The organism is Microbacterium sp. GbtcB4 (assembly GCF_019091465.1).
GTDB lineage: Bacteria > Actinomycetota > Actinomycetes > Actinomycetales > Microbacteriaceae > Microbacterium > Microbacterium paraoxydans.
Genome location: NZ_JAGXJJ010000001.1, coordinates 686,075 through 708,686 on the forward strand (window position 1 = coordinate 686,075; position 22,612 = coordinate 708,686).

24 protein-coding genes are annotated in these 22,612 nt (G+C 70.5%); 18 read left to right on the plus strand and 6 right to left on the minus strand.

Annotation, left to right across the window (positions count from 1 at the left end; genetic code table 11):
* Positions 1-16 precede the first annotated feature (16 nt).
* From KVS71_RS03240 to KVS71_RS03305, 14 genes are all read left to right on the plus strand, one after another.
* Complete coding sequence (locus tag KVS71_RS03240) at positions 17-1,708, plus strand: glycoside hydrolase family 13 protein (protein ID WP_083370948.1); 1,692 nt, start codon at positions 17-19, stop codon at positions 1,706-1,708.
* Positions 1,709-1,772: 64 nt separating this feature from the next.
* The gene (locus tag KVS71_RS03245; protein WP_217583772.1) at positions 1,773-2,780 is read left to right on the plus strand and encodes a metal ABC transporter solute-binding protein, Zn/Mn family; all 1,008 of its coding nucleotides are present in this window, start codon (positions 1,773-1,775) and stop codon (positions 2,778-2,780) included.
* A 56-nt stretch (positions 2,781-2,836) separates the two neighbouring features.
* Positions 2,837-3,628 (plus strand): metal ABC transporter ATP-binding protein, encoded by a 792-nt coding sequence (locus KVS71_RS03250; RefSeq protein WP_157547091.1) that lies wholly within the window; start codon positions 2,837-2,839, stop codon positions 3,626-3,628.
* Between the two features lie 23 nt (positions 3,629-3,651).
* Positions 3,652-4,497 (plus strand): metal ABC transporter permease, encoded by an 846-nt coding sequence (locus KVS71_RS03255; RefSeq protein WP_060923448.1) that lies wholly within the window; start codon positions 3,652-3,654, stop codon positions 4,495-4,497.
* Between the two features lie 119 nt (positions 4,498-4,616).
* Complete coding sequence (locus KVS71_RS03260; RefSeq protein WP_025102734.1) at positions 4,617-5,033, plus strand: Fur family transcriptional regulator; 417 nt, start codon at positions 4,617-4,619, stop codon at positions 5,031-5,033.
* Entirely contained in the window at positions 5,030-6,070 is a 1,041-nt protein-coding gene (locus KVS71_RS03265; RefSeq protein ID WP_217583774.1) for a permease, read from the plus strand. Before KVS71_RS03260 ends, KVS71_RS03265 begins: the two co-directional genes overlap by 4 nt.
* The gene (locus tag KVS71_RS03270; RefSeq protein WP_217583776.1) at positions 6,063-6,875 is read left to right on the plus strand and encodes a TIGR03943 family protein; all 813 of its coding nucleotides are present in this window, start codon (positions 6,063-6,065) and stop codon (positions 6,873-6,875) included. The genes KVS71_RS03265 and KVS71_RS03270 overlap by 8 nt, the downstream gene beginning before the upstream one ends.
* Positions 6,865-8,712, plus strand: a complete 1,848-nt coding sequence (locus KVS71_RS03275; RefSeq protein ID WP_254635356.1) for a hypothetical protein — start codon at positions 6,865-6,867, stop codon at positions 8,710-8,712. Before KVS71_RS03270 ends, KVS71_RS03275 begins: the two co-directional genes overlap by 11 nt.
* Before the next feature lies 1 nt (position 8,713).
* Positions 8,714-9,436: a DNA-3-methyladenine glycosylase gene (locus tag KVS71_RS03280; RefSeq protein WP_368874541.1), complete on the plus strand. Its 723-nt coding sequence runs from the start codon at positions 8,714-8,716 to the stop codon at positions 9,434-9,436.
* Positions 9,437-9,627: 191 nt separating this feature from the next.
* Positions 9,628-9,864: a 50S ribosomal protein L28 gene (gene rpmB, locus KVS71_RS03285; protein ID WP_025102729.1), complete on the plus strand. Its 237-nt coding sequence runs from the start codon at positions 9,628-9,630 to the stop codon at positions 9,862-9,864.
* A complete protein-coding gene (gene rpmG, locus KVS71_RS03290) occupies positions 9,864-10,034 on the plus strand; it encodes a 50S ribosomal protein L33 (RefSeq protein WP_017203558.1) in 171 nt (56 codons plus the stop codon). Before rpmB ends, rpmG begins: the two co-directional genes overlap by 1 nt.
* 3 nt (positions 10,035-10,037) lie before the next feature.
* The gene (gene rpsN, locus KVS71_RS03295) at positions 10,038-10,343 is read left to right on the plus strand and encodes a 30S ribosomal protein S14 (RefSeq protein WP_017829734.1); all 306 of its coding nucleotides are present in this window, start codon (positions 10,038-10,040) and stop codon (positions 10,341-10,343) included.
* A 326-nt stretch (positions 10,344-10,669) separates the two neighbouring features.
* Complete coding sequence (locus KVS71_RS03300) at positions 10,670-10,957, plus strand: HU family DNA-binding protein (protein ID WP_017203554.1); 288 nt, start codon at positions 10,670-10,672, stop codon at positions 10,955-10,957.
* Positions 10,958-11,039: 82 nt separating this feature from the next.
* Positions 11,040-13,052, plus strand: a complete 2,013-nt coding sequence (locus tag KVS71_RS03305) for a cytochrome c oxidase assembly protein (RefSeq protein WP_144881747.1) — start codon at positions 11,040-11,042, stop codon at positions 13,050-13,052.
* Between the two features lie 13 nt (positions 13,053-13,065).
* On the opposite strand, the gene KVS71_RS03310 is transcribed toward KVS71_RS03305, so the two are convergent.
* Positions 13,066-14,136 carry a hypothetical protein gene (locus tag KVS71_RS03310; protein WP_144881749.1) on the minus strand — a complete coding sequence of 357 codons (1,071 nt, stop codon included), beginning with the start codon at positions 14,134-14,136 and terminating at the stop codon, positions 13,066-13,068.
* A gap of 117 nt (positions 14,137-14,253) precedes the next feature.
* Between KVS71_RS03310 and KVS71_RS03315 the strand changes: the two genes are divergently transcribed.
* On the plus strand, positions 14,254-15,651 hold the full coding sequence (locus tag KVS71_RS03315) for an AAA family ATPase (RefSeq protein WP_217583780.1): 1,398 nt from the start codon (positions 14,254-14,256) through the stop codon (positions 15,649-15,651).
* Between the two features lie 12 nt (positions 15,652-15,663).
* Here the strand turns inward: KVS71_RS03315 and KVS71_RS03320 are convergent, their stop codons facing one another.
* Both KVS71_RS03320 and KVS71_RS03325 read right to left on the minus strand, forming a co-directional pair.
* Positions 15,664-16,311 (minus strand): heme oxygenase (biliverdin-producing), encoded by a 648-nt coding sequence (locus tag KVS71_RS03320; RefSeq protein WP_060922936.1) that lies wholly within the window; start codon positions 16,309-16,311, stop codon positions 15,664-15,666.
* Between the two features lie 57 nt (positions 16,312-16,368).
* The gene (locus tag KVS71_RS03325) at positions 16,369-16,683 is read right to left on the minus strand and encodes a DUF2470 domain-containing protein (RefSeq protein ID WP_217583782.1); all 315 of its coding nucleotides are present in this window, start codon (positions 16,681-16,683) and stop codon (positions 16,369-16,371) included.
* Positions 16,684-16,768: 85 nt separating this feature from the next.
* On the opposite strand from KVS71_RS03325, the gene KVS71_RS03330 reads away from it, so the two are divergent.
* Both KVS71_RS03330 and corA read left to right on the plus strand, forming a co-directional pair.
* Positions 16,769-18,049, plus strand: coding sequence for a serine hydrolase domain-containing protein (locus KVS71_RS03330; RefSeq protein WP_217583783.1), 1,281 nt, complete (start codon positions 16,769-16,771; stop codon positions 18,047-18,049).
* 28 nt (positions 18,050-18,077) lie between these two features.
* Positions 18,078-19,094: a magnesium/cobalt transporter CorA gene (gene corA / locus KVS71_RS03335; RefSeq protein WP_144881756.1), complete on the plus strand. Its 1,017-nt coding sequence runs from the start codon at positions 18,078-18,080 to the stop codon at positions 19,092-19,094.
* 16 nt (positions 19,095-19,110) lie between these two features.
* On the opposite strand, the gene KVS71_RS03340 is transcribed toward corA, so the two are convergent.
* The gene (locus KVS71_RS03340) at positions 19,111-19,320 is read right to left on the minus strand and encodes a hypothetical protein (protein ID WP_062637928.1); all 210 of its coding nucleotides are present in this window, start codon (positions 19,318-19,320) and stop codon (positions 19,111-19,113) included.
* Positions 19,307-20,662 carry an APC family permease gene (locus tag KVS71_RS03345; RefSeq protein ID WP_060922932.1) on the minus strand — a complete coding sequence of 452 codons (1,356 nt, stop codon included), beginning with the start codon at positions 20,660-20,662 and terminating at the stop codon, positions 19,307-19,309. Before KVS71_RS03345 ends, KVS71_RS03340 begins: the two co-directional genes overlap by 14 nt.
* Before the next feature lie 171 nt (positions 20,663-20,833).
* Here KVS71_RS03345 and KVS71_RS03350 point away from each other — a divergent pair, with 171 nt between their 5' ends.
* Entirely contained in the window at positions 20,834-21,487 is a 654-nt protein-coding gene (locus tag KVS71_RS03350) for an MIP/aquaporin family protein (RefSeq protein ID WP_144881757.1), read from the plus strand.
* Between the two features lie 56 nt (positions 21,488-21,543).
* Here KVS71_RS03350 and KVS71_RS03355 read toward each other — a convergent pair whose 3' ends face one another.
* Positions 21,544-22,569: an FUSC family protein gene (locus KVS71_RS03355; protein WP_217583785.1), complete on the minus strand. Its 1,026-nt coding sequence runs from the start codon at positions 22,567-22,569 to the stop codon at positions 21,544-21,546.
* Between the last annotated feature and the right edge of the window lie 43 nt (positions 22,570-22,612).

Genomic DNA, 22,612 nt, shown 5'->3' on the forward strand with positions numbered 1-22,612 from the left:
GGAGAGCCTCTTCCTCATGACCGATTCGCTGCTCACCGCGACCCGCGAAGACGACAAGACCGCGACCTGGTGGCGCCAGGCCGCCGTGTACCAGATCTATCCGCGGAGCTTCGCGGACGCCGACGGCGATGGCCTGGGCGACATCCCCGGCATCGTGTCTCGCGCCGACTACCTCGCCGAGCTCGGCATCGACGCGGTGTGGCTGAGCCCGTTCTACCCGTCGGAGCTCGCCGACGGCGGGTACGACGTGGCGGACTACCGGAACGTGGATCCCCGTCTCGGCACGCTCGACGACTTCGACGCCATGGTCGAGGCACTGCACGCGCGGGGCATCCGCGTCGTCGTCGACATCGTCCCCAACCACACCTCCGACCAGCACGCCTGGTTCCAGGAGGCGCTCGCCGCCGGCCGCGGTTCCGCCGCACGGGAGCGTTACATCTTCCGTGAGGGCACCGGCCGCGACGGCGCGGAGCCGCCCACCGACTGGGTGTCGGTCTTCGGCGGCAGCGCCTGGGAGCGCGTCGAGGACGGCCAGTGGTACCTGCACAACTTCGCCGTCGAGCAGCCCGACCTGAACTGGGACCACCCGGAGGTGCGCGAGGACTTCCTCACGACGCTCCGCTTCTGGTCGGACCGCGGCGTGGACGGGTTCCGCATCGACGTGGCCCACATGCTGACGAAGGACCTCACCGAGCCGCTGCCGTCGCGCGCCGAGCTCGACGCGATGGACCGCACCTCCGGCACGCATCCGATGATCGACCGCGACGACGTGCACGAGATCTACGCCCAGTGGCGCGCGGTCTTCAACGAGTACGACCCGCCGCGCACCGCGGTCGCCGAGGCGTGGGTGGAGACCCCGGAGCGCCGCGCGAAGTACGCCTCCGCGGAGGGACTCGGGCAGGCGTTCAACTTCGACCTGCTCGTCGCCGACTTCGATGCGGCGGACTTCCAGCGCATCATCGCCGACAACCTCGCCCAGGCGCAGGCCGCCGGCTCGTCGACCACCTGGGTGCTCTCGAACCACGACGTGACGCGGCACGCCACACGTTACGGCCTGCCGCCGCTGCGCGGCCGCGCGGTCAAGCAGGGCACCGAGTGGGTGCGCGCCGGGGGCCCGGAGGAGGGCCTCGACCGCGAGGGCGGCCTGCGCCGGGCGCACGCCGCGACGCTGCTGCTGCTCGGCCTGCCCGGCAGCGCCTACCTCTATCAGGGCGAGGAGCTGGGCCTGCACGAGGTCGCGGACATCGCGCCCGACCAGCGTCAGGACCCCGGGTTCTTCCGCGGCGCGGACTTCGACGGCCTCGGCCGCGACGGCTGCCGCGTGCCTCTGCCATGGACGGCGTCCGGCAGCTCGTACGGCTTCGGAGCCGCCGGCGCGCACCTGCCGCAGCCCGGCTGGTTCGCGGAGCATGCCGTCGAGGTGGAGGACGCCGACCCCGGCTCGACCCTCAACCTGTACCGCGAGGCGCTGCGGCTGCGGCGACTGCTGCAGACCGGGGAGACGCTCGAGTGGATCGACACGGGTCGGGAGGACGTGCTGCGGTTCCGCCGCCCGAACGGGTGGGAGGTCGTGACGAACTTCGGTACCGCGCCGTTCGATCTGGGCGCTGCGGCCGACGACGCCGTGCTGTCGACCGTCGCGTTGGACGGATCCGAGCTGCCGGGCGAGGCCACGGTGTGGGTCGCCCCGGTGGCGCTCGCGAGCTGAGGCAGGATCGATGGGGCGAGGGCCGGTTTGATAATGGTTCTCATTAGCGTTTAGAGTGGGACCCATGAAAAAGCCCGCCCTCGCCCTCACGCTCGCCTCGGTCGCCGCCCTCTCCCTGGCCGGATGCTCGTCGACCTCGGGCGCGGCGGAGGACGACGGCGCGGTGACGGTCGTCGCCAGCACCAACGTCTACGGCGACATCGCCGCGCAGGTCGGCGGAGACCGGGTCGACGTCACCTCGATCATCGACTCGGCCACCCAGGACCCGCACTCCTACGAGGCGAGCGCTCGCGACCGCCTGACGCTGCAGAAGGCCGACCTCGTGGTGGAGAACGGCGGCGGCTACGACGCGTTCATCGACAGCCTCCTGCAGGATGCGCAGGACCCGCACGTCGTCACCGCGGTGGAGTTCTCGCACGACTACCCGGGCAACGAGGGTCACGACGAGGGCGAGGACCACGATCACGCCGATGACGAGTCCGCGACGGACGAGGCGCACGATCACGAGGCCGAGGGGGAGGACCACGCCGGCCACGATCACATCGAGGGCTTCAACGAGCACGTGTGGTTCGACCCGCACACGATGATCCACGTCGTCGAGGCGATCGCCGACGAGCTCACCGATATCGACCCCGACGGCGCCGACACGTTCCGCACGAACGCGGACGAGCTCGTCGCGGAGCTGGAGGGCTTCGAGGGCGACCTCGAGGCGATCAAGGCGGACGCCGCCGGTGCGACGGTGTTCATGACCGAGCCGTTGCCCGGATACCTGGCCACGGCCGCCGGGCTCACCGACGTCACCCCCGAGGGCTTCGCGGAGTCGGTGGAGGAGGGCAGTGATGTCGCGCCCGCCGTGCTGCTCGAGGCGCTGCAGGTCGTCGGGTCCGGCGATGTGACCGCCGTGCTCACCAACGCCCAGACCGGCGGCGCGGAGACGGAGCGCGTGGAGAAGGCCGCGGAGGACGCCGGGGTGCCCGTGGTCGCGTTCACGGAGCTGCTCGAGGACGGATCGTCGTACTCTGAGTGGATGAGTGACGCGATCCAGAGCCTCGCCGCCGCCGTCCAGTCGTGAGCGGAGCCCGTTCACAGGCTCAGCGACCCGCGAGGGAGACCGGTCCGGTCCTCGAGATCGCCGACGGTGCCCTGCAGCGGGGAGACCGCGAGCTCTGGTCGGGACTCGACCTCACGGTGCGGCCCGGCGAGTTCATCGCGGTCCTCGGTCCGTCGGGATCCGGGAAGACGACGCTCCTCCGCAGCATCCTGGGACTCCAGCCCCTGTCCCGCGGCAGCATCCGCGTGGCCGGCGAGCCCGTGCACCGCGGCAACGCCCGCATCGGGTACATCCCGCAGCAGCGCGCGCTCGCGCCCGACACGAGCATGCGGGCCCGTGACCTCGTCGCCCTCGGCGTGCAGGGCAGCCGCTTCGGCTTCCCGGTCCCGCACCGCGGCGACCGGGCGAAGGTCGACGCGCTGCTGGCCGCGGTCGGGGCGACATCGTATGCGGATCGCCGGGTGGGCCTGCTCTCCGGCGGGGAGCAGCAGCGCCTCCGGGTCGGACAGGCGCTCGCCGACGAGCCCGCGCTGCTCCTCTGCGACGAGCCGCTGTCGAACCTCGACCTCGCCAACCAGGTCGCCGTCACCGACATCATCGACAGGCAGCGTCGGGAGCGCGGGGCCGCCGTGCTCTTCGTCACGCACGACGTCAACCCGATCCTGAACCGCGTCGACCGCATCCTCTACATCGCCGGGGGCCGGTTCCTCCTCGGGACTCCGGAGGAGGTGCTGCAGACCCGCGTGCTGACGGACCTCTACGGCACCCCCGTGTTCGTGCTCCGCGCCGGCGACCGGCTCGTCGTGGTCGGCGTCCCCGATGCGGAGCCGCACCATGACCATGACCACGAGCACGGGGGCGCCGCATGACCGCCGCGTCCGCCCTCGTCCCGATGGTCGGCTGGGACGACATCTTCTCGTTCCAGGACTACGGCGAGCTCGTCGCCCTGCTCTCGAACTCGATCATCGCGGGTGCCGTGCTCGGCCTCGTCGGCGGCCTCATCGGGGTCTTCGTCATGCAGCGCGATCTGGCCTTCGCGGTGCACGGGGTGAGCGAGCTCTCCTTCGCGGGAGCGGCGGCGGCGCTGCTGTTCGGCGGCAGCGTCGTGCTCGGATCCCTCGGCGGAGCCCTCGTGGCGGCGATCCTCATCGGGGTCCTCGGCGCCAAGGCCAGGGACCGCAACTCGATCGTGGGCGTGCTCATGCCGTTCGGGCTCGGTCTCGGCATCCTGTTCCTGTCGCTGTACGACGGCCGCAGCGCCAACCGGTTCAGCCTCCTGACGGGGCAGATCGTGTCGGTCTCGAGCCCCGACCTCGGCTGGCTCATCGGCATCAGCCTCGTGGTGCTGCTCGGTCTGCTCGTGATGTGGAACCCGTTGCGCTTCGACTCGCTCGACCCGGAGTCGGCGGCCGCCCGCGGGGTGCCCACCCGCACCGTGAGCCTGCTGTTCATGGTGCTGCTGGGGCTCATCGTCGCGGTGAGCGTGCACATCATCGGCGCGCTGCTGGTGATGGCGCTGCTGGTGACGCCGGCGGCCGCGGCCATGCGGATCACGGCCGGCCCTGTCGCGGTGCCGGTGCTGGCGGCTGTGTTCGGGTTCGTGTCGGCTGTCGGCGGGATCCTGCTCGCGCTCGCCGGGACCCTCCCGGTGAGCCCCTACATCACGACCCTGTCCTTCACGATCTACGTCGTGTGCTGGATCGTGCAGCGCGTCCGTTCCCGCGTCACCCGGGTCTGACCCTGCTTCACATCGCGCACTTTGCTCCATCTCGGCCGCAGATGCCGCCAATCGGGCGATTCGAAGCGGGGAGGGCCGCTCCCAGCCCTCGCCAACCGTCCCGGCCTAGAATCGAAGGCATGGCTCAACGGAACACCTGGCAGCGCGAACGCGTGCGCGAAGCGCTCGCCGACGCGCGCGGTTTCGTGAGCGCACAGAGCCTCCACGCGACGCTCCGCGACGACAACACCGGGATCGGCCTGGCCACGGTCTACCGCGCTCTCGCCGGGCTCGCGGCCGCCGGCGACGCCGACTCGCTGCAGAGTCCTGAGGGCGAGGCGCTCTACCGGGCGTGCACCACTCAGGGCCACCACCACCACCTCATCTGCCGATCCTGCGGCCTCACGGTCGAGATCGAGGCGAAGGACGTGGAGCAGTGGGCGCATCGCACGGCCGCCCTGCACGGGTTCACTGAAGCCGCCCACGTGGTCGACATCTTCGGGCTCTGCACCCCCTGCGCGAACAAGCGCGACGCGGAGAGGGCTGCGACAGCGTGACCGCCCCGGCACGAACGGCCACCCGTCCGGGCCACACGCACCGTCGAGCGCCCTCACCGCGCTCGACGTGGATCACCGTCGGCATCGGCGCCGTGATCGTCGCGGCGCTGTTCCTCATCGACGCCTTCCTCCCCACCCTCTTCCCCGCCTCGCTGCCGACCCGGGCACAGGACGGTCTGACGCTCGCCCTCAGCGTGCTCATCGAGGCGCTGCCGTTCGTCGTGCTCGGCGTGCTGCTGTCGATCGTCGTGCAGGTCTGGCTCCCGGCGGACGTCATCCACCGCTGGCTCCCGCGACGGGCGTGGGCTCGCCGGGCCGTGCTCTCCCTGCTCGGCATGCTCATCCCGGTCTGCGAGTGCGGAAACGTCCCGTTCGCCCGCGGGCTCATGATGCGCGGACTCGCCCCCGCGGAGGCGCTGACCTTCCTCATCGCGGCGCCGATCGTCAACCCGATCGTGATCCTCACGACGCACGCCGCGTTCGGCTGGGACGGCGGCATCCTCGTCGCGCGTCTCGTCGGCGGCTACCTCATCGCGAACCTCATCGGGTGGATCTACAGCCGCCACCCCTCGCCGGAGTCGCTGCTCACACAGCGCTTCGTCGACACGTGCGAGCGCGTCACGCACGAACCGGGGACCCCCGTGCGCCGCAGTCTCACGCAGTTCCTCGTGGAGTTGCGGGCCGTGATGCCGGCGCTCGTGATCGGCTCCGCGCTCGCCGGGGCCGTACAGGTGCTCATCCCGCGCGACGTCCTGCTCACGATCGGCGCCAACCCCGTGCTGTCCATCGTCGCGATGATGCTGCTCGCGATCGTCGTGGCGATCTGCTCCAACGTCGACGCCTTCTTCGCGCTGTCGTTCGCGTCCACCTTCTCCTCGGGGGCGCTGGTCGCGTTCCTCCTCGTGGGGCCTCTCGTCGACATCAAGATGCTCGCGCTGATGCGCACGACCTTCACCACCAGGACGCTCGTCGGCATCACCGCCGTCGTGCTGGCATCGGCCTTCGCGATCGGGATCGGGGTGAACGTCCTTGCCTGAGCTCTCCGCCCGCTCCCGCGCCCTCGCCACCCGGTGGCTGGGGATCGGTCTCGCCTCGGTCGTCGCCGTCGTCACCCTCGGCCTCGCGGTGACCGACCGCCTCAGCCTCTACATCAGCCCGGAGTCGGTGTGGTTCGCATCCGCCGCCGCCGTCGTGACGCTCGCCGGGGCCATCTGGTCGTGCACACTGCCGCTGGGTGCCGAGGAGGACCACGGGCACGACCATGGCCCCGCGGCCTCGCGCTCCGCCGAGCCGGAGGCGTCCTCGTCCGACGAGACCGCGCACTCCTCCGGGCCGTCTCGCCGGCGTCTCGCGGGAGCCGGTGCGCTGGCCGGCGGTGTGGTCGCGACCGGCGTCGTCGTCTCCGCGCTCGTCCTGCCTCCCGCCTCGCTCTCGGTGGAACTCGCGATGTCCCGAGCCGGGGAGGAGAGCGCGCTGTTCGCCGGCGCCGACACCGTCGCCCTCGGGGTCGCGGACACGTCGACGTTCGGTGTGGGCGACTGGGCGAGCGTCTTCGCCGCCGCGACCAACACCACGGCGTACGACGGAGCCGCCGTCACGCTGCAGGGCTTCGTCACGCCCGGCGAGGGGGACGACGTCAACCTCACACGCCTCGTGATCACCCATTGCGTCATCGACGCCCAGACGGCGGCGCTGCCGGTGAGTGTGGATGCCGACGCGTACAAGACGGGTCAGTGGGTCGAGGTCACCGGGACGGTGCGGGCGGACGAAGACGGCTCCCTGCACATCGAGCCGACCGACGTCGTGGCGATCGACGAGCCGAAGGACCCGTATGAGTACTGACGACGAGCGGCCGGAGTCGCCCGACGTCCCACGCACCCGCGCCGAGCTGCGTGCTGCCAGGGAGGCCGCGGAGCGCGCTGCGGAGGAGCAGACCGCGGCGGAGCGCGCGGCAGCCGAACAGGCCGACGCGGAGCTGGTCGCAGAGGAGCGAGCGGCCGTGGAGCGCATGGCGGCGGAGGTCGCCGCCGAGCAGGCAGCCGTCGACCGGGAAGCCGCAGCGGAGCGCGAAGCGGCCGAGCGCGAAGCGGCCGAGCGTGCGGCAGCGGAGCGCGAAGCCGCCGCACGTGCTCCGGAGGAGCCGGCCGCCGGCATCCCCGCGATCCCGCAGGCGCCCGAACCGGTGTTCACCTCCGCGGGCCCGACGTCCGCTTCCCGAGCAGACGGCGTCGTCGAAGACGCGGCGGAGCCGGGCTGGACGCCCACGACCGACCTCCCCGCCGACGACGAGGCGCCGCGGAGCGCCCCATGGTCCCGCCGCCGGTTCCTCGTCACGATCGGCGCCGTCGTCGGAGTGCTCGTGCTCGTCGGCACCGGCCTCGGAATCGTGAGCCTCCTCCAGGGCCCCCGGGTCACCGACGTGCAGGTCGACGCCGCACAGGCCATCGAGTCGTCAGGGAGCCGCGTCATCCTCACGGCGAATCAGCCGCTCTCCGCGATCGATCCCGAACAGGTCACGGTCGAACCGTCGGTGCCGTTCACGGTCGATGCCGCCGGTCGCGGCGTGGGCGTGCGGTTCACGGTGCCGCTGGACGACGACACGACCTATACGGTGACCGTCGCCGGAGTCACGGGCGCCGGCGGAGGCCCGACCGCAGACCTGACGACGTCCTTCGAGACGCCGGCGTCGTCGATCTTCCTCCTGCGCCGCGACCCGGATGGCGACGACATCATCTTCCGCACCGACCTGAGCGGCGAGAACGCGCAGCCGGTGTTCTCCCACCCCCGCATCGACGACTTCCGGGCCACGTCCACGCAGCTCGTGGCCGCTGTCGAGGACGACGACCAGTCGCGGCTCCTCGTGATGGACAGGGACGGCTCCGACCAGCGCGAGCTCGCGTTGCCCGGCGAGGGCTACGTCGGCGCGATCCAGGTGTCCGAGCGCGGCAACCTCGTCGGCTACAGCTACTCCGATCGCGAGCTCAGCGACACCGAGGGGCGCGCGAGCGTGCTCGTCACCCAGTCGCTGAGCGGCGACGACGAACCCCGCATCGTCGAGGTCGGCGACAAGGAGGTGAGCGTCTTCGTGTGGCAGTTCGTGCCCGACAGTGCGGCCGTCCTCTTCATCGACTTCGACGGCGCACTGTCCCTCGTCGACCAGTCGACCGATTCCGGTGTGCAGTCCCTCGGCCTCGCGACGACCATCCAGGGCATCTCCCGCGGCACCTACACCGCCATCGTGGAGCGGCTGGACGGGTCGGTCGTCGAGCTCGACCTCGCGGACGGATCCGAGGAGCCGCTCGCCGCGTCCGAGCCGGATTACGGCACCGCCACCTCCATCACCCCGTTCCCCGGCGGGACGCTGCGCCACGTCGTCGCCCGGGATGAGGGTGGCCTCCCGGTGGGGCAGGCCGTGATCCGCGTCGACGACTCCGGAGCCGCCACGCCGCTGGTGGAAGTGAGTGCGGCCGACTCGATCCTCCAGGCCTGCGCGTCACCGAGCGGGCAGTACGCCGCCGTGGTGATCGCGCCGGACATGGCGGACAACCCGTACGACGGCATGCTGTTGCCGCTGCCGGAGAATCTTGAGACCCACCTCATCGACATGAAGACCGGGGACGAGATCGTCGCGCTGACCGGTTTCGATGCGTCCTGGTGCCAGACGGCGCCGCGGTTCTGACGTGACGGAGCCCGTGACGCTGCGGCGCGCGAACCGCGACGACGTGATGAGTTCCGCCGTCGAGGTGGCGCCGACCCTCCTCGGCGCAGAGCTGCGGATCGTGGTCATCGAGGACGGCCTCCCGGTGGAGGTGCGCGTGCGCATCACCGAGGTCGAGGCGTATCACGGGCAGGGCACGGGGGCGGTGGCCGACCCGGGGTCCCACGCCCGCATGGGGCGCACCGCCCGGAACGCGACCATGTGGGGCGAGCCCGGGCATCTGTACGTGTACCTGAGCCACGGCATCCATTCCTGCGTCAACGTGGCCTGCGGCCCCGAGGGGCAGGGCGACGGGGTGCTGCTGCGTGCCGGGGAGATCGTGTCCGGCGTGGAGGCGGCGGCCCGGCGACGACGTGCGGTCCCGCCGCTCGGCCGCACCGCTCTCCGGGACCTCGCGCGCGGACCAGGGCGGCTCGGACAGGCCGCGGGGCTGCGGCACTCCCTGCACGATGGCCTGGACGCCATCACGGGCGAGGAGCAGAACGGCGCCAGGGCGGAGTTGTGGCTCGCCTCTCCCATGGCGGACGTCGCCCAGGGTCCGCGGGTGGGGGTGGCGGGCATCGCCGGGACGGACGCCTTCCCCTGGCGCTTCTGGATCCCCGGCGACCCCACGGTCTCGGCCTTCCGGTGGGGGCGGGGCGCCGCCGACGCTTCGAATCGCGCGAATGGCGGCTTTTCGGCCTGAGATGGGGCCATTCAGGCGATTCGAACGGCCGGCCGAGGCCGTGCTAGACTGACTCTTCGTCTGCGCACGCTCCTGTGCGCAGTTCGTGTGCTCCCCCTTCTTCCGCCGAGAGATCGGTATGCGGGGCGGCGTGCAGACAAGGGATCTTGGGTGAGGCCGTCCGGTCTCACGGTAATGAAGGAGTCATCATCATGGCAGCAGTGTGCCAGGTGACCGGAGCTGTTCCCGGCTTCGGTCACAACGTCTCGCACTCGCACCGCCGGACGAAGCGTCGCTTCGACCCGAACGTGCAGAAGAAGACCTATTTCGTGCCCTCGCTCGGTCGTAAGATCACGCTCAACGTGTCCGCCAAGGGCATCAAGGTGATCGACGCGCGCGGCATCGAGAACGTCGTCAAGGACCTCCAGGCGAAGGGTGTGAAGCTCTAATGGCCAAGAAGGCTCAGGACGTCCGTCCGATCATCAAGCTGCGTTCGACGGCGGGTACGGGTTACACGTACGTGACCAAGAAGAACCGCCGCAACACCCCCGACCGCCTCGTGCTCAAGAAGTACGACCCGGTCATCCGTCAGCACGTCGAATTCCGAGAGGAGCGTTGATCCATGGCTAAGAAGAGCAAGATCGCGCGCAACGAGCAGCGCAAGGTCATCGTCGAGCGCTACGCCGAGCGTCGTGCCGAACTGAAGAAGACCCTGGTCGACCCGAACGCCACCGACGAGGCCCGCGAGGCCGCCCGCGTCGGCCTGCAGAAGCTGCCCCGCAACGCGTCGCCGGCTCGCGTGCGTTCGCGCGACGTCATCGACGGCCGCCCCCGTGGTGTCCTCACGAAGTTCGGCATCTCGCGTGTCCGCTTCCGTGACATGGCGCACCGTGGCGAGCTGCCCGGCGTGACCAAGTCGAGCTGGTAAGCACCCAGCGAGAAGGGGCGGGGATCTTCGGATCCTCGCCCCTTTTGCATGCCCGGGAACGCAGGCGATCACGCCGGATCAGGCGCATATGTCAGGGAGTGCCTGATCCCGCGCGGGGGCCTGAACCGGCGAGCGTGCGGCCGAAAACCTGTGGCACGAGTGGCCAATGTGACGCGACACGCCGGGAAATAGGTCGAAACCCGCGAAATGACGCGGAAATCCGGGTGGCCGTTGGTACATTCGAGGCGGTCACACGACCAAAGGGGAGCACCCGCTCCTCGTACCCACACACACGATGCGACGGTCCTTCGTCGCTGGAGGATGACATGGCTGACAAGTCCATCACCAAGACCGAGCTCGTCGCGAGCATCGCTTCCGCCACCGGCCAGAGCCAGGCCACCGTCTCCGGTGTCCTCGACTCGCTGTTCGCCACGGTCTCCGACGCCGTCGCCAAGGGCAGCAAGGTCTCCATCCCGGGCTGGATCTCGTTCGAGCAGGTCGACACGGCCGCCCGCACGGGCCGCAACCCGCAGACCGGCGCCGAGATCAAGATCCCGGCCGGCAAGCGCGTCAAGGTGACCGCCGGTTCCAAGCTCAAGGCTGCCGTCAAGTAAGACCGCACCCTTTCGAAGGCCGCCCCCGCTCCGGGGGCGGCCTTCGTGCATCCTCCCTGCTGCGCGCGCCTAGGCTGGAGGGGTGAGTTCCCGCACCGAGACGCCGCGCTCGACGTCGGCGTACCGTCTCGCCGGCCTCGTCATCCTCCTCGCCGCCGCCGGCGTCGCCCTCGTCTGGGCGCTGCTCGTCGGAGGAGGGGCGAACCCGCCGCTGCTGCAGGACCCCGGACCCGTGGTGCTGTGGGGCACACCGCTCGCGAAGCTCGTCATGAACCTCGCCGGCGCACTCATGCTCGGATCGCTGGTGCTCGCCCTGTTCGGACTGCGAGCGGGAGAGCGCACGTTCGACACGGCCCTGAACATCGCCTCGGTCGGCGCCGCCATCTTCACGGTTGCCGCGGGACTCGCCGGGTTCTTCTCCTTCATGGCCGCCTTCAACCCGCAGCTCAGCATCGAGCGCGAGTTCGGCTCGCAGCTCGGGCGCTTCCTGCTCGAGCTCCCGCTGGGGCAGTCCTGGCTGATCACGACGATCCTGGGCGCGGTCATCACGGTGCTCGCGTTCGCCTGGCGCACCTGGACGCCCACGCTGCTCACCGCCCTGCTGGCCGCGGTGTCGTTCCTGCCGCTCGCGACGCAGGGGCACGCAGGCGACCTCGACGGGCACAACATGGCCGTCAACTCGATCCTCCTGCACACGATCGGCGCGGCGGTGTGGCTGGGCGGGCTGCTCCTCCTCGTGCTCCTCCGCGGGCAGCAGGGCCTCGATCTGCCCACGCTCGTCCGCCGGTACTCCTCCCTCGCGATCGCGGCCTTCGCGGTCGTCGCGGTCTCCGGCTTCACCCGGTCGATCGTTGCTGTCGGGAGCTGGGAGGCCGTGTGGACGACCCCCTACGGGCTCATCGTCGTCGTCAAGGCCATCCTGCTCCTCGGAATGGGGCTGCTCGGCGCCTGGTACCGCGCACGTCTCATTCCGAAGCTGAGCGGAGCGCGCGCGTCCCGCTGGTTCTGGGCCCTGGTCCTCGGCGAGGTGACGCTGATGGGACTCGCCTCCGGTGCCGCGGCCGCGCTCGCGCGCACGCCCCCGCCCACCGGCGAGGTCGCGGCGTTCGCGCAGACCCCGGCGCAGATCCTCACGGGATCGCTGCTGCCGCCCGAGCTCACGCTGGAGCGCTGGTTCACGGCCTGGGACATCGACGTGCTGTGGCTCGTCGCGGCGGGCTTCGGACTCTTCTTCTATCTCGCGGGTGTGCGCCGGCTCCGGCTGCGCGGCGACCGCTGGCCGATCCACCGCACGGTGTTCTGGGTGCTCGGCCTGCTGCTGCTGGTGTGGGTGACCGGCGGTCCCATCAACGCGTACCAGGAGTACCTCTTCAGCGTGCACATGCTCGGGCACATGATGCTCTCGATGGCGATCCCGCTGCTGCTCGTCTCCGGGGCGCCGATCACCCTCGCCCTACGCGCCATCCACAAACGCGACGACGGCACGCGCGGCGGTCGCGAATGGATCATGTGGGCCGTCCACTCGCCGTTCGCGCGGGTGGTCACGCACCCGATCGTGGCGGCGGCGATCTTCATCCTCTCGCTCTGGGCGTTCTACTTCACCGACCTCGTGCGCTGGTCGATGTTCGAGCACCTCGGGCACGAGTGGATGGTCGCCCACTTCCTGATCTCGGGCTACCTGTTCGTGATGAGTCTGATCGGCGCCGACCCGGTGCCCTACCGTCTGCCGTATCCCGGCCGGCTCATCACCCTCATCGCCGTGATGGCCATGCACGCGTTCTTCGGGATGGCGATCATGATGCAGGAGGGGCTCATGGTCGCCGACTGGTTCGGCGCGATGGGTCGCGACTGGGGTGCCGACCCGATGACCGACCAGTACGTGGGCGGTGGCATCGCGTGGTCGATCGGAGAGATCCCGACCCTCATCCTGGCCATCACCGTCGCGATCCAGTGGAGCCGGAGCGACACCAAGCTCCAGCGACGCCGAGACCGGCACGCCGATCGCACCGGCGATGCCGAGCTGGAGGAGTACAACGCGCGGCTCGCCGACCTCGCCGCCCGGGATCAGCGCGCGGCGGAGCGCCAGCGCCGCTGACCCGCCCCCGGGTTCACTGCACCGGGTCGTCCGGGGAGCCGACCCGGATCGAGGCCGAGCCGTCCGGGAGGATGGCGATGGAGCCGTTGAGCCGGAAGGGCACGTCTTCGGAGACCGGCTCCACGGACCCGTCGAAGAGAGACTGGATCTCGACCTCGACGTGCGCCATGGCTGCGGTGGTCGGGATCTGCCAGTGGCCGTCGTCGGACGGCGCGACCATGATCTCCGGCTGCTGGGCGATGGACCATTTCGGTGGCGCAGCGATCCTGTTCTCGACACGCAGGCCGAACGGACACGCGGTGGGCTGCAGGACCTCCTGCGTGGTGCACGCGGTCAGGAACTCCTCGACCCGCTCCTGGACCACGTCGACGAACTCCTCCGTCGGCTCGGCCTGCACATCGAGAGGGGTCACGGCGAGCGGCTCGTCGGCGAGCACGCCGTGCCCGGAGGATTCCGCGATCGCGGTGTCGACCGTGACGGAGTAGAGCCCCGGGGTGAAGACCAGCAGGGGCAGAGGTTCGAGGGGTTGCGCCGCGGCCCCGGCGGCGGAGATCTGGCGGCGGTCGACCTCGAACCCGTTCACGGCGAACCGGTCGGCCCCGCGCACCGTGAGCTCGACGACCGCGAGGGGGCTGGTCGTGAACCGCCAGTTCGGTGTGATGCCGGCCCAGCCGTCCTGCGCGACGTGGAAGGTGCTCGTGCCGGAGTGGCCGCCGGCGCGGTAGCTGACGGTCACCGCTGTGCCGTCGCCGGAGGGCTCCTCCGATTTGACCTCGACGTCGCTGAGCGGACCGAGGGCCGAGCGTCGCAGCATCGCCTCGGACGCGGCGGGGTCGATGCCCGCCTCATCGAGGGTCTCCCGGTCGATCGCGACGCCGGGCACGCGGAGGGCGTCGGCGGCCCGCCCCTCAGCGAGCAGATCGAGATAACGGACCACGAACGCCGACGGGCCGTAGAACTGCCGGTAGAGGGTCGCACCTCCCGCGCCGATCGCGGCCAGGAGGAGGACGCCGATGAGCCCGAGGATCGCCAGATCGGCGCCCAGGCGCGACCGCCGGGGCGCGCGCGTCCCGGCCCGCTCCATGCCGGTCAGTCTAGGAGGGCGTCCTGGGGGGACGCCGAGCGTCGGCGGACCCGTGCCCGACGGGGCACGTAGCATGGGGGAGCATCCCGTGTCCGCCCCGCCAGCCCTGTGAGAACCGTGTCCCTTCCCGCCCTGTCCGAGGAGCAGCAGGAGCTGTTCCGGCTCATCGAGGACACCGCGGAGCACGTCTTCATCACCGGACGCGCGGGCACCGGCAAGTCCACGCTGCTGCAGCATTTCGCCTGGAACACGAAGAAGCAGATCGCGATCTGCGCCCCTACCGGCGTGGCCGCGCTGAACGTGGAGGGGCAGACGATCCACTCCCTGTTCCGCCTCCCGATCGGGCTCATCGGGGACGGCGACATCGATCAGAACGACGCGACCCGCCGCATCCTCAACGCCATCGAGACTCTCGTCATCGATGAGATCTCGATGGTCAACGCCGACCTCATGGACGCCATCGACCGGTCGCTGCGCCAAGCGCGCGGACGGCGGGGCGAGCCGTTCGGCGGCGTGCAGATCGTCATGTTCGGCGACCCGTACCAGCTGGCTCCGGTCCCTCCGCGCGGGGATGAGGCACGGTACGTGAAGGACCACTACCGGTCGTTCTGGTTCTTCGATGCGAAGGTGTGGGCAGGTCCTTCGACAGGCTCAGGGGCCCAAGGGGGCGAAGGGGCGCTGTTCGAGGTCGACACCCGGGCCGAGCTGCACGTGCGGGAGCTCGTGCAGATCCACCGCCAGTCGGACGACGGCTTCAAGTCCATGCTCAACGCCGTCCGCTATGGACGCGTCACGGCGGACATCGCCGGGATCCTCAACGCTCAGGGCGCGCGCACCCCTCCGGACCCCGAGCCGGGCGAGGTGCCGATGATCACCCTCGCCACCCGCAACGACATCGTCAACAGCATCAACAGCCGGCATCTCGCCGCGCTTCCGGGCAAGGAGCAGACGGCACGCGCGGAGGTCAACGGCGACTTCGGCCGCGGCGAGGCCTCCCTTCCGGCCGAGTCCGAGCTGAAGCTCAAGGTGGGTGCGCAGGTGATGTTCCTGCGCAACGACACGGCGATGACCGGAGAGCCGCCGCGCTGGGTGAACGGCACCATCGGCACGGTGACCCGCATCCTCGGGGGGACAGTGCGCGTGGAGATCGACGGCGAGGAGGTCGACGTCGAGCCGGCCGTCTGGGAGCGGTTCCGGTACGCCTACGACCCGAACACGAAGAAGCTCTCCCGTGATGTCGTCGCCGAGTTCACCCAGTTCCCGCTGCGGCTGGCCTGGGCCGTGACGATCCACAAGTCGCAGGGCAAGACCTACGATCGAGCGGTGATCGACCTGGGCTCCGGGGCGTTCGCGCCGGGGCAGACCTACGTCGCGCTGAGCCGCCTCACGTCGCTGGACGGCTTGTACCTCTCGCGTCCGCTGCGGCCGAGCGACATCCGCGTGGACGAGGACGTGCGGCGGTTCATGCGCGATGCGTGGCTCGCCGCCTCGACGCCTGAGCTGCCGAGGACCTGAGGTGCTACCGCGTCAGGCGGCGGCGCGGGCGCGGTCGAGGTCTTCGAACAGCTCGGTGTTGAAGCGGTACGCGAGGAGCACCTCGTCGATGACGCGCTCGCGTTCGGCCTCGTCCCACGGGGCGGCGTCGAGCTGCTCGCGATAGACGTCCTTGAAGGCGGAGGGGTCGGCGATGTCGTCGAACAGGTAGAAGCCGATGCCGTTCGTCTCGAAGCCGAAGCGCCGCGCCATCACCCGACCGATGAAGATGCCGCCGGAGAGGTCGCCGAGGTAACGCGTGTAGTGGTGCGCCACGAAGCCACCCGCCCAGGTCGCGCCGACCTGACGGATGCGGTCGACATAGCGCTGTGTGGTGGGCAGCGGGGCGATCCGCTCGCGCCACTCGGGCCCGAGGAGGAAGGCGAGGTCGGCCTCGAGCGCGGGGAGGCGCGTGAGCTTGTCGCTGAGGAACACGGAAGCCACCGGGTCCTGGCGCATGCGCTCGCCGGCGCCCTCGAGCGCGTCGTAGATGAAATAGTGCTGCGCGACCAGCGCGATGTAGTCCTCGCGCGACCCCTCGCCCTTGAGGAGATCGGACATGAAGCCCGCCGTCTCGCTGCGGGAATGCGAACCGGAGGAGCGCTCGCGGAGGGCGGCGGAGAAGGACAGGATCTCGGGCATGGCTTCAGTGTAAGGGCAGCCTAACCTTCGATGGAAGTCCGAGCTCCGCAGGGCGACTCAGTCGTGCGGCCGCGGTTCGACGCCCAGACGCTCGCAGGCCGCGTCGTACAGCGCCACGACCTCGCGGCGCACTTCGCGGCGCTCGGTGATCGAGCCGCCGGGCCACGGGACACGGAGCTCTGACGTCATCCCGCCACGGGAGATCTCCCAGACCCCGACCTCTCCGTCGAAGCCGGTCATCACGGACGCGTCGATCGCCTCCGCGGACGGTTCGGCGAAGGCGCGCGCGATGAGGAGGTTGTCGTCGGTGTGGTCGCCGTTCATGTGGTGGAGGACGGCGGTGATCACATCGGCATCGAAATCATGGGGCACAGGGACACCCTACGATGCCGCGCGGGGCCGACTTTCAGCATCCGCGTTCTAGACTCAGGAGACACGTCTTCGGGGGTTCCCACACATGCAGCTTCTCTCGTCGCGCCGGTGGCGCGCCGCAGCGGCCACGGCGGCCGTTCTCGGTCTCGTCCTCACCGGATGCTCCTCCGAGGGCTCCTTCAGCTATACGCCGCCCGCGCAGGTCGACGCCACGCTTCCCGACGACACGGTCACGGCGCTGCAGGGCGCGGTCGACAACGCGCTCGCGGCCTCCGGGGCCAGCGGGGCGATCGTCGGGGTCTGGGTGCCGTGGAGCGGCACCTGGGTCGCCGCCACGGGCACGCAGGACAAGGCGGAGGGTGGCGAGCTCTCGACCGACATGTCCTTCCGCATCGCGGACATCACGCGACTGATGACCTGCGACGTCCTCTACGCGCTCGCGGATGAGGGCACCGTCGAGCTCGACGCGACGGTGCCGGAGTACGTCTCTGGTGTCGCCGACATGTCCGACGTCACCCTGGTCGACCTGTGCAACGGCACCAGTGGCGCCGGCTCCTCCGAGGCGACGGTCAAGAGCGCGTGGCTGAACACCCCGGAGCGGGTCTGGGCGCCCCTCGAACTCGCGGGTTACGGTCTCGGCCGCTCGCGCATCGCTCCGCAGACCACGTTCCGCGACTCCGACGCCGGGTACCTTCTCCTCGGCCTCGCGTTGGAACGCGCCTCGGGGATGAGTGCGCGCGAGCTGATCGCCGAGTACGTCACCGAGCCGCTGGAGCTCGCCGACACCTCGCTGCCGTCGCCCGCCGCGGCGCCGCCGTCGGAGGCGTCGTCGCTCAGCGGGCACTACATGGGAGCGGTCGAGGGCGGCTTCAACTGCGCAGCGCCTGTCGACATCACGACGATGTCCTCCAGCACCGGGTTCACCGACTCGGGAGCGGTGTCGACGATCACCGACCTCGGCCGGTACATGCAGGCCGAGGCCAAGCAGGTGCTGCGCACCAAGGACGAGCCGGATCGATTCGGGGCGCCGCTGCCCGCCTACGACAAGGCGCCGTCGTGGTACCAGGCGACCGGTGGTGCCTACATCGTCGGTTCGATGATCGGTCAGCATGGCTGGACGCCCGGCTACGCGACGGCGGCATACTCGGACCCGACGACCGGTTTCACCGTGGCCGTCGTGCTGAACGACTCCACCGGTGGGTCGCGCTTCGCCCAGCATCTCGCCTGGGAGCTGGCGGCGATCGCGTCCAAGGCTCCCGCGGCATCCGGCGAGACGGCCCCGGAGTTCGGTCTGCCCTACACGGCCGAGCAGTATCACAAGGCCACCACGGACGCCGCGCTCGTGTGCGTCCCTCCGGCCGGCTGAGCGGAGCCCGGACGAGCAGGAGGGCCGTATGGCGATCGTGGACAACGCCGTCTACGTCGGCGGCGTGCGCGCCGAAGATCCCGACAGCCTGAACGACACGTTCGAGCGGATCCGGGAGCGACAGGGCATGGGGTGGATCGGCCTCTACCGGCCGAGTGCCGAGGAGGTCAGAGCCGTGGCCGACGAGTTCGGCATCCATGAGCTTGTTGTCGAGGATGCACTCTCCGGGCATCAGCGCGCCAAGCTGGAGCGGTACGGCGACATCCTGTTCATGGTCCTCCGGCCCGCCCGCTACCTCGACGAGCGCGAGGAGGTCGAGTTCGGCGAAGTGCACGTCCTGGTCGGTCCGGATTTCGTCGTGACGATCCGTCATGCGGAGTCACCCGACCTCGGCCGCGTGCGTCGCCGGCTCGAGGCCGATCCCGCTCTGCTCGCCCATGGCCCCGAGGCGGTGCTCTACGCGATCCTCGACGAGGTGGTCGACGAGTACTCTCCGGTCCTGGCCGGCCTCGAGAACGACATCGACGAGATCGAGGGCCAGCTCTTCGAGGAGGACGCCGACGCGACCCAGCGAATCTACGACCTCGGCCGCGAGGTGATCGACTTCCAACGGGCGACCCAGCCGCTGGCCGGCATGCTGGAGGCATTGCTGCGCGGATCCGAGAAGTACCGCGTGAGCGAGGAGCTCCAGCGGTACCTGCGGGATGTCCTCGACCACACGCTGCGCGTGAGCGACAAGGCGGCCACCTTCCGCTCCGTGCTCGACAACGCCCTCACGGTCGAGTCGACCATCGTCGCGCGGCGGCAGAACGACGAGATGCGCCGGATGACGGAGCTGAGCATCCGCCAGAACGACGAGGTGAAGAAGATCTCCGGCTGGGCGGCGATCCTGTTCGCCCCGACACTGGTCGGCACGGTCTACGGCATGAACTTCGACCACATGCCCGAGCTCCACTGGGCGTTCGGGTACCCGATGGCGGTGCTGCTCATGGTCGCGATGGGGGTCGGGCTGTACGCGGCCTTCAAGCGCAAGGGCTGGCTGTAGCGCCCGACGGCGACGGTCAGTCCTCGCCGTCGGCCTCGGGCATGCCGGGCCCGGGCCCCGGACGCACCTCGGCGTCGTCCCGGATGTCGATGCGCGTGTTGCCGTCGTGCTCCGAGACGTCCACGCGCGGCGCGGCGTCGGCCTCCGTGGCATCGGGCGCCGAGGTCAGCTGGTCGTGACGGTTCTCCTCGAACGTCTCGTCGGCGGTGTCGTCAGGCGTGCTCATGGCTCTCCTTCGTGTCGGCGGTCTTCGAGCGGTTGCGGGTCCACCGGGCGACAGCGTAGAGCACGCCGCCGACGGCGAGCAGGATGGCGCCGAACAGCCACACCTGCGGGCGCTGCTGGGTGAGCAGCAGGATGCACGACGCGATGCCGAGCACCGGGACGAACGTCCACACGCGGAAGTGGTCGTGCTCGACCTTGTCGCGGCGCAGGACCAGCACCGAGATGTTGACGCTGAGGAACACGACGAGCAGCAGCAGCACGACGGTCTCGGCGAGGGTCGCGAGGTCTCCGACCAGCGTGAGGCCCATCGCCACGAGCGTCGTGGTGAGGATCGCCACCCACGGGGTCTTCCGCTTCGGCAGCACGCGCCCGAGCACCGACGGCAGGAGGTTCTGCTCGGCCATGCCGTAGGTGAGGCGGCTGACCATGATCATCGTCAGCAGGGCTCCGTTGGCGACGGCGATGAGCGCGATGAGGCTGAACAGCCAGGACGGGACGCTGACCCCGGTGGCCTCGACGACCGCGAGCAGCGGACCGCTGGACTCCTGCAGCTCGGATGCCGGCAGGGCGACGGCGCTGGCGATGCCGACGAGCACGTACACGACACCGGCGGTGAGGAGCGCGCCGAACAATGCGCGCGGGTAGGTCCGCCGCGGGTTCTTGACCTCTTCGATCATGTTGGCTGAGGTCTCGAAGCCGACGAACGAGTAGTACGCGATCACCGCGCCGGAGAGCACCGCCAGGGCGACGTTGGCCCCCTCCGGCACCTGCGTCGCCCGGGACAGGTCGCCGCCCCCGCCGCCGACGAACACCGCGACGACGACGATCACGATGACGAGGCCGCTGAGCTCGATCGCCGTCATCACGAGGTTCGCGCCCATCGACTCGCGGATGCCGCGGGCGTTGAGCAGGCCGACGATCGCGAGGAAGACGATCGCGACCGGGATGGTCGGCAGGTCGATGAAGGTGCTGAGGTAGTCGCCGGCGAAGGCGATGGCCAACCCGGCCGCGCTCGTCACGCCGGCCGCGAGCATGCTGAAGCCGACGAGGAAGGACACCAGCGGGCTGCGGAACGCCCGCTCGGCGAACACGGCGGCCCCGCCCGCGCGCGGGTACTTGGTGACGAGCTCGGCATACGACCCTGCGGTGAGCATGGCGAGGAGGAGCGCGAGGACGAGGGGCGCCCAGAGGAGGCCGCCCACGTCCTCCGACAGCACGCCCATCAGCGCGTAGATCCCGGCGCCGAGGACGTCGCCGAGGATGAACGCGAACAGCAGGGGGCCGGTGATGGCGCGGCGCAGCCGGGTGGGGGTCTCGGCGCGCGGCTCGGTCTGGACGGTCATCCTTGCACGGTAGGGGCCGGAACTCCGGCGGGCGACGGGCTTGACAGTTCCGCCGCCAATGAGCCAGCGAGAGCCGACCGCGCGCTATCCTCGGTGCCGCAAGGCGGGTCGTCGCCCGGGCCGTTCCGGGGAGACGGGGGGCCGCCTGCGATCCCACAGAAGGACATCATCATGATCGGTACACCTCGCAAGGCGCTCGCGGAAGCGGTCGCCACGTTCCTCTTCGTCCTCGCGATCATCGCGGCGGTGAACAGCGGAAGCCCGCTCACCCCGCTCGCGATCGGCTTCACACTGATGGTGCTCGTGTACTCCACGGGCCACATCTCGGGCGCCCACCTCAACCCGGCGGTCTCGCTGGGCGTGTTCCTGCGCGGCGGGCTCAGCGTCGCCGACTTCGTCTCCTACCTCGTCGCGCAGTTCGCCGGCGGGGCGCTCGCCGCTCTCGTGGCCCTCGCCGTGTGGCCGGCGGGGGAGAAGGCGATGGTCATCGAGGTCGGTCCGGCGTTCCTCGTCGAGGCGCTGTTCACCCTGATCCTCGTCTGGGTCGTGCTGAACTCCGCCACCTCGAAGGACACGGCGGGCAACTCGTTCTACGGGCTCGCGATCGGTGCGACCGTCTTCGTCGGTGCGGCGACGGTCGGCTCCATCTCGGGCGGCGGATTCAACCCGGCGGTGGCCCTCGGCCTCTCGGTCAGCGGGCACTTCGCGTGGGGCTCGCTCTGGCTGTACATCGTGGCTCCCGCGGTCGGTGCCGTCATCGCCGCTTTGCTGTTCCGGGTGCTCAACACCGACGATGCGCGGAAGATCGCCGCGGACGCCGAGTAGAAGCCTCGCCTCGGAGCGCCGCATCGCTCAACGGGGTGCGGCGCTTCGTCGTCTCGTCAGCGGCGTCGGCTCCGTCGGCGCAGCGCCGCGGACGTGACAGCCACCACCGTTCCGACGACCACGCCGATGATCGTCTCCAGCACGCGGTCGGTCAGCAGGTCGGCGACCGGAGTCGGCGCGGCCAGGTGCACCATCAGGAGCGCGAGCGGGGTGACGAACACCATCGCGATGCCGTAGTTGCGGCCGATGAACAGTTCGGCCGTCCCCTGCAGGACCACCACGACGGCGATCACGGCGAGTGGCGGCATGTCGAGGGCGAGGATCCCGGCGGCGACCAGCACGCCGAGCAGCGTGCCGACGAGGCGCTGGATGCCGCGGATCACGCGGGCGTTGAGCTGCGCGCCGCTGACCGCCGCCACCGCGCCGACCGCCGCCCAGTACCAGTGGGTGCCGCCGAGGAGCAGGCCGACGACGCCCGCTCCGACGATCGCGGCGGCGACCGAGGCGGCCATCTCGGCGGCGACCGGCCCGACGGACGGGCGCGCCTTCGGCGCCGCCTCCGCCGTGGTCCGGGTGACGACGGCGACCAGGGCGGTGAGGGCGAGGCCGAAGAGCACGCTCGCCCCGCCGACGAGCAGGACCGCGCCGAAGGAGGCGCCGGTGGCGGGGATCGTCGCGCACGCCCCGGTCGCGAAGACCGTGAACAGCGGACCGGGCGGGTGCCACTGCAGGACGTAGGCCAGCAGCGTCACGGCCGCGGCGACGAGGGCGACGACGACGATGCTCAGCACGGCGGGTGCAGCGAGGACCGACAGGGCCGTGCCGACCAGCATCGCGCCGAGCAGCACGCCGCCGGCACTCGCCTGCATGCGGATCCGGTCGCGGAAGACGTCGTGCCGACCGTAGAGCGCGGCGAAGGCACCGAAGCTCGCATAGATGCTGAGGTCGAGCCGGCCGGCGGCCCACAGCACGAGGAGCGGGACGGCGACACTGACCGCGGCGCGCAGGGCGACCCGGTGATCCCCGCGGTGCGGGCCGACGCGGAGGACCCCCGTCCACACCCGTCCCTGCGATTCCGTCACCGATCAAGCCTACGTCCGTCGCCCGGCGGCGATGTGCGAGGGT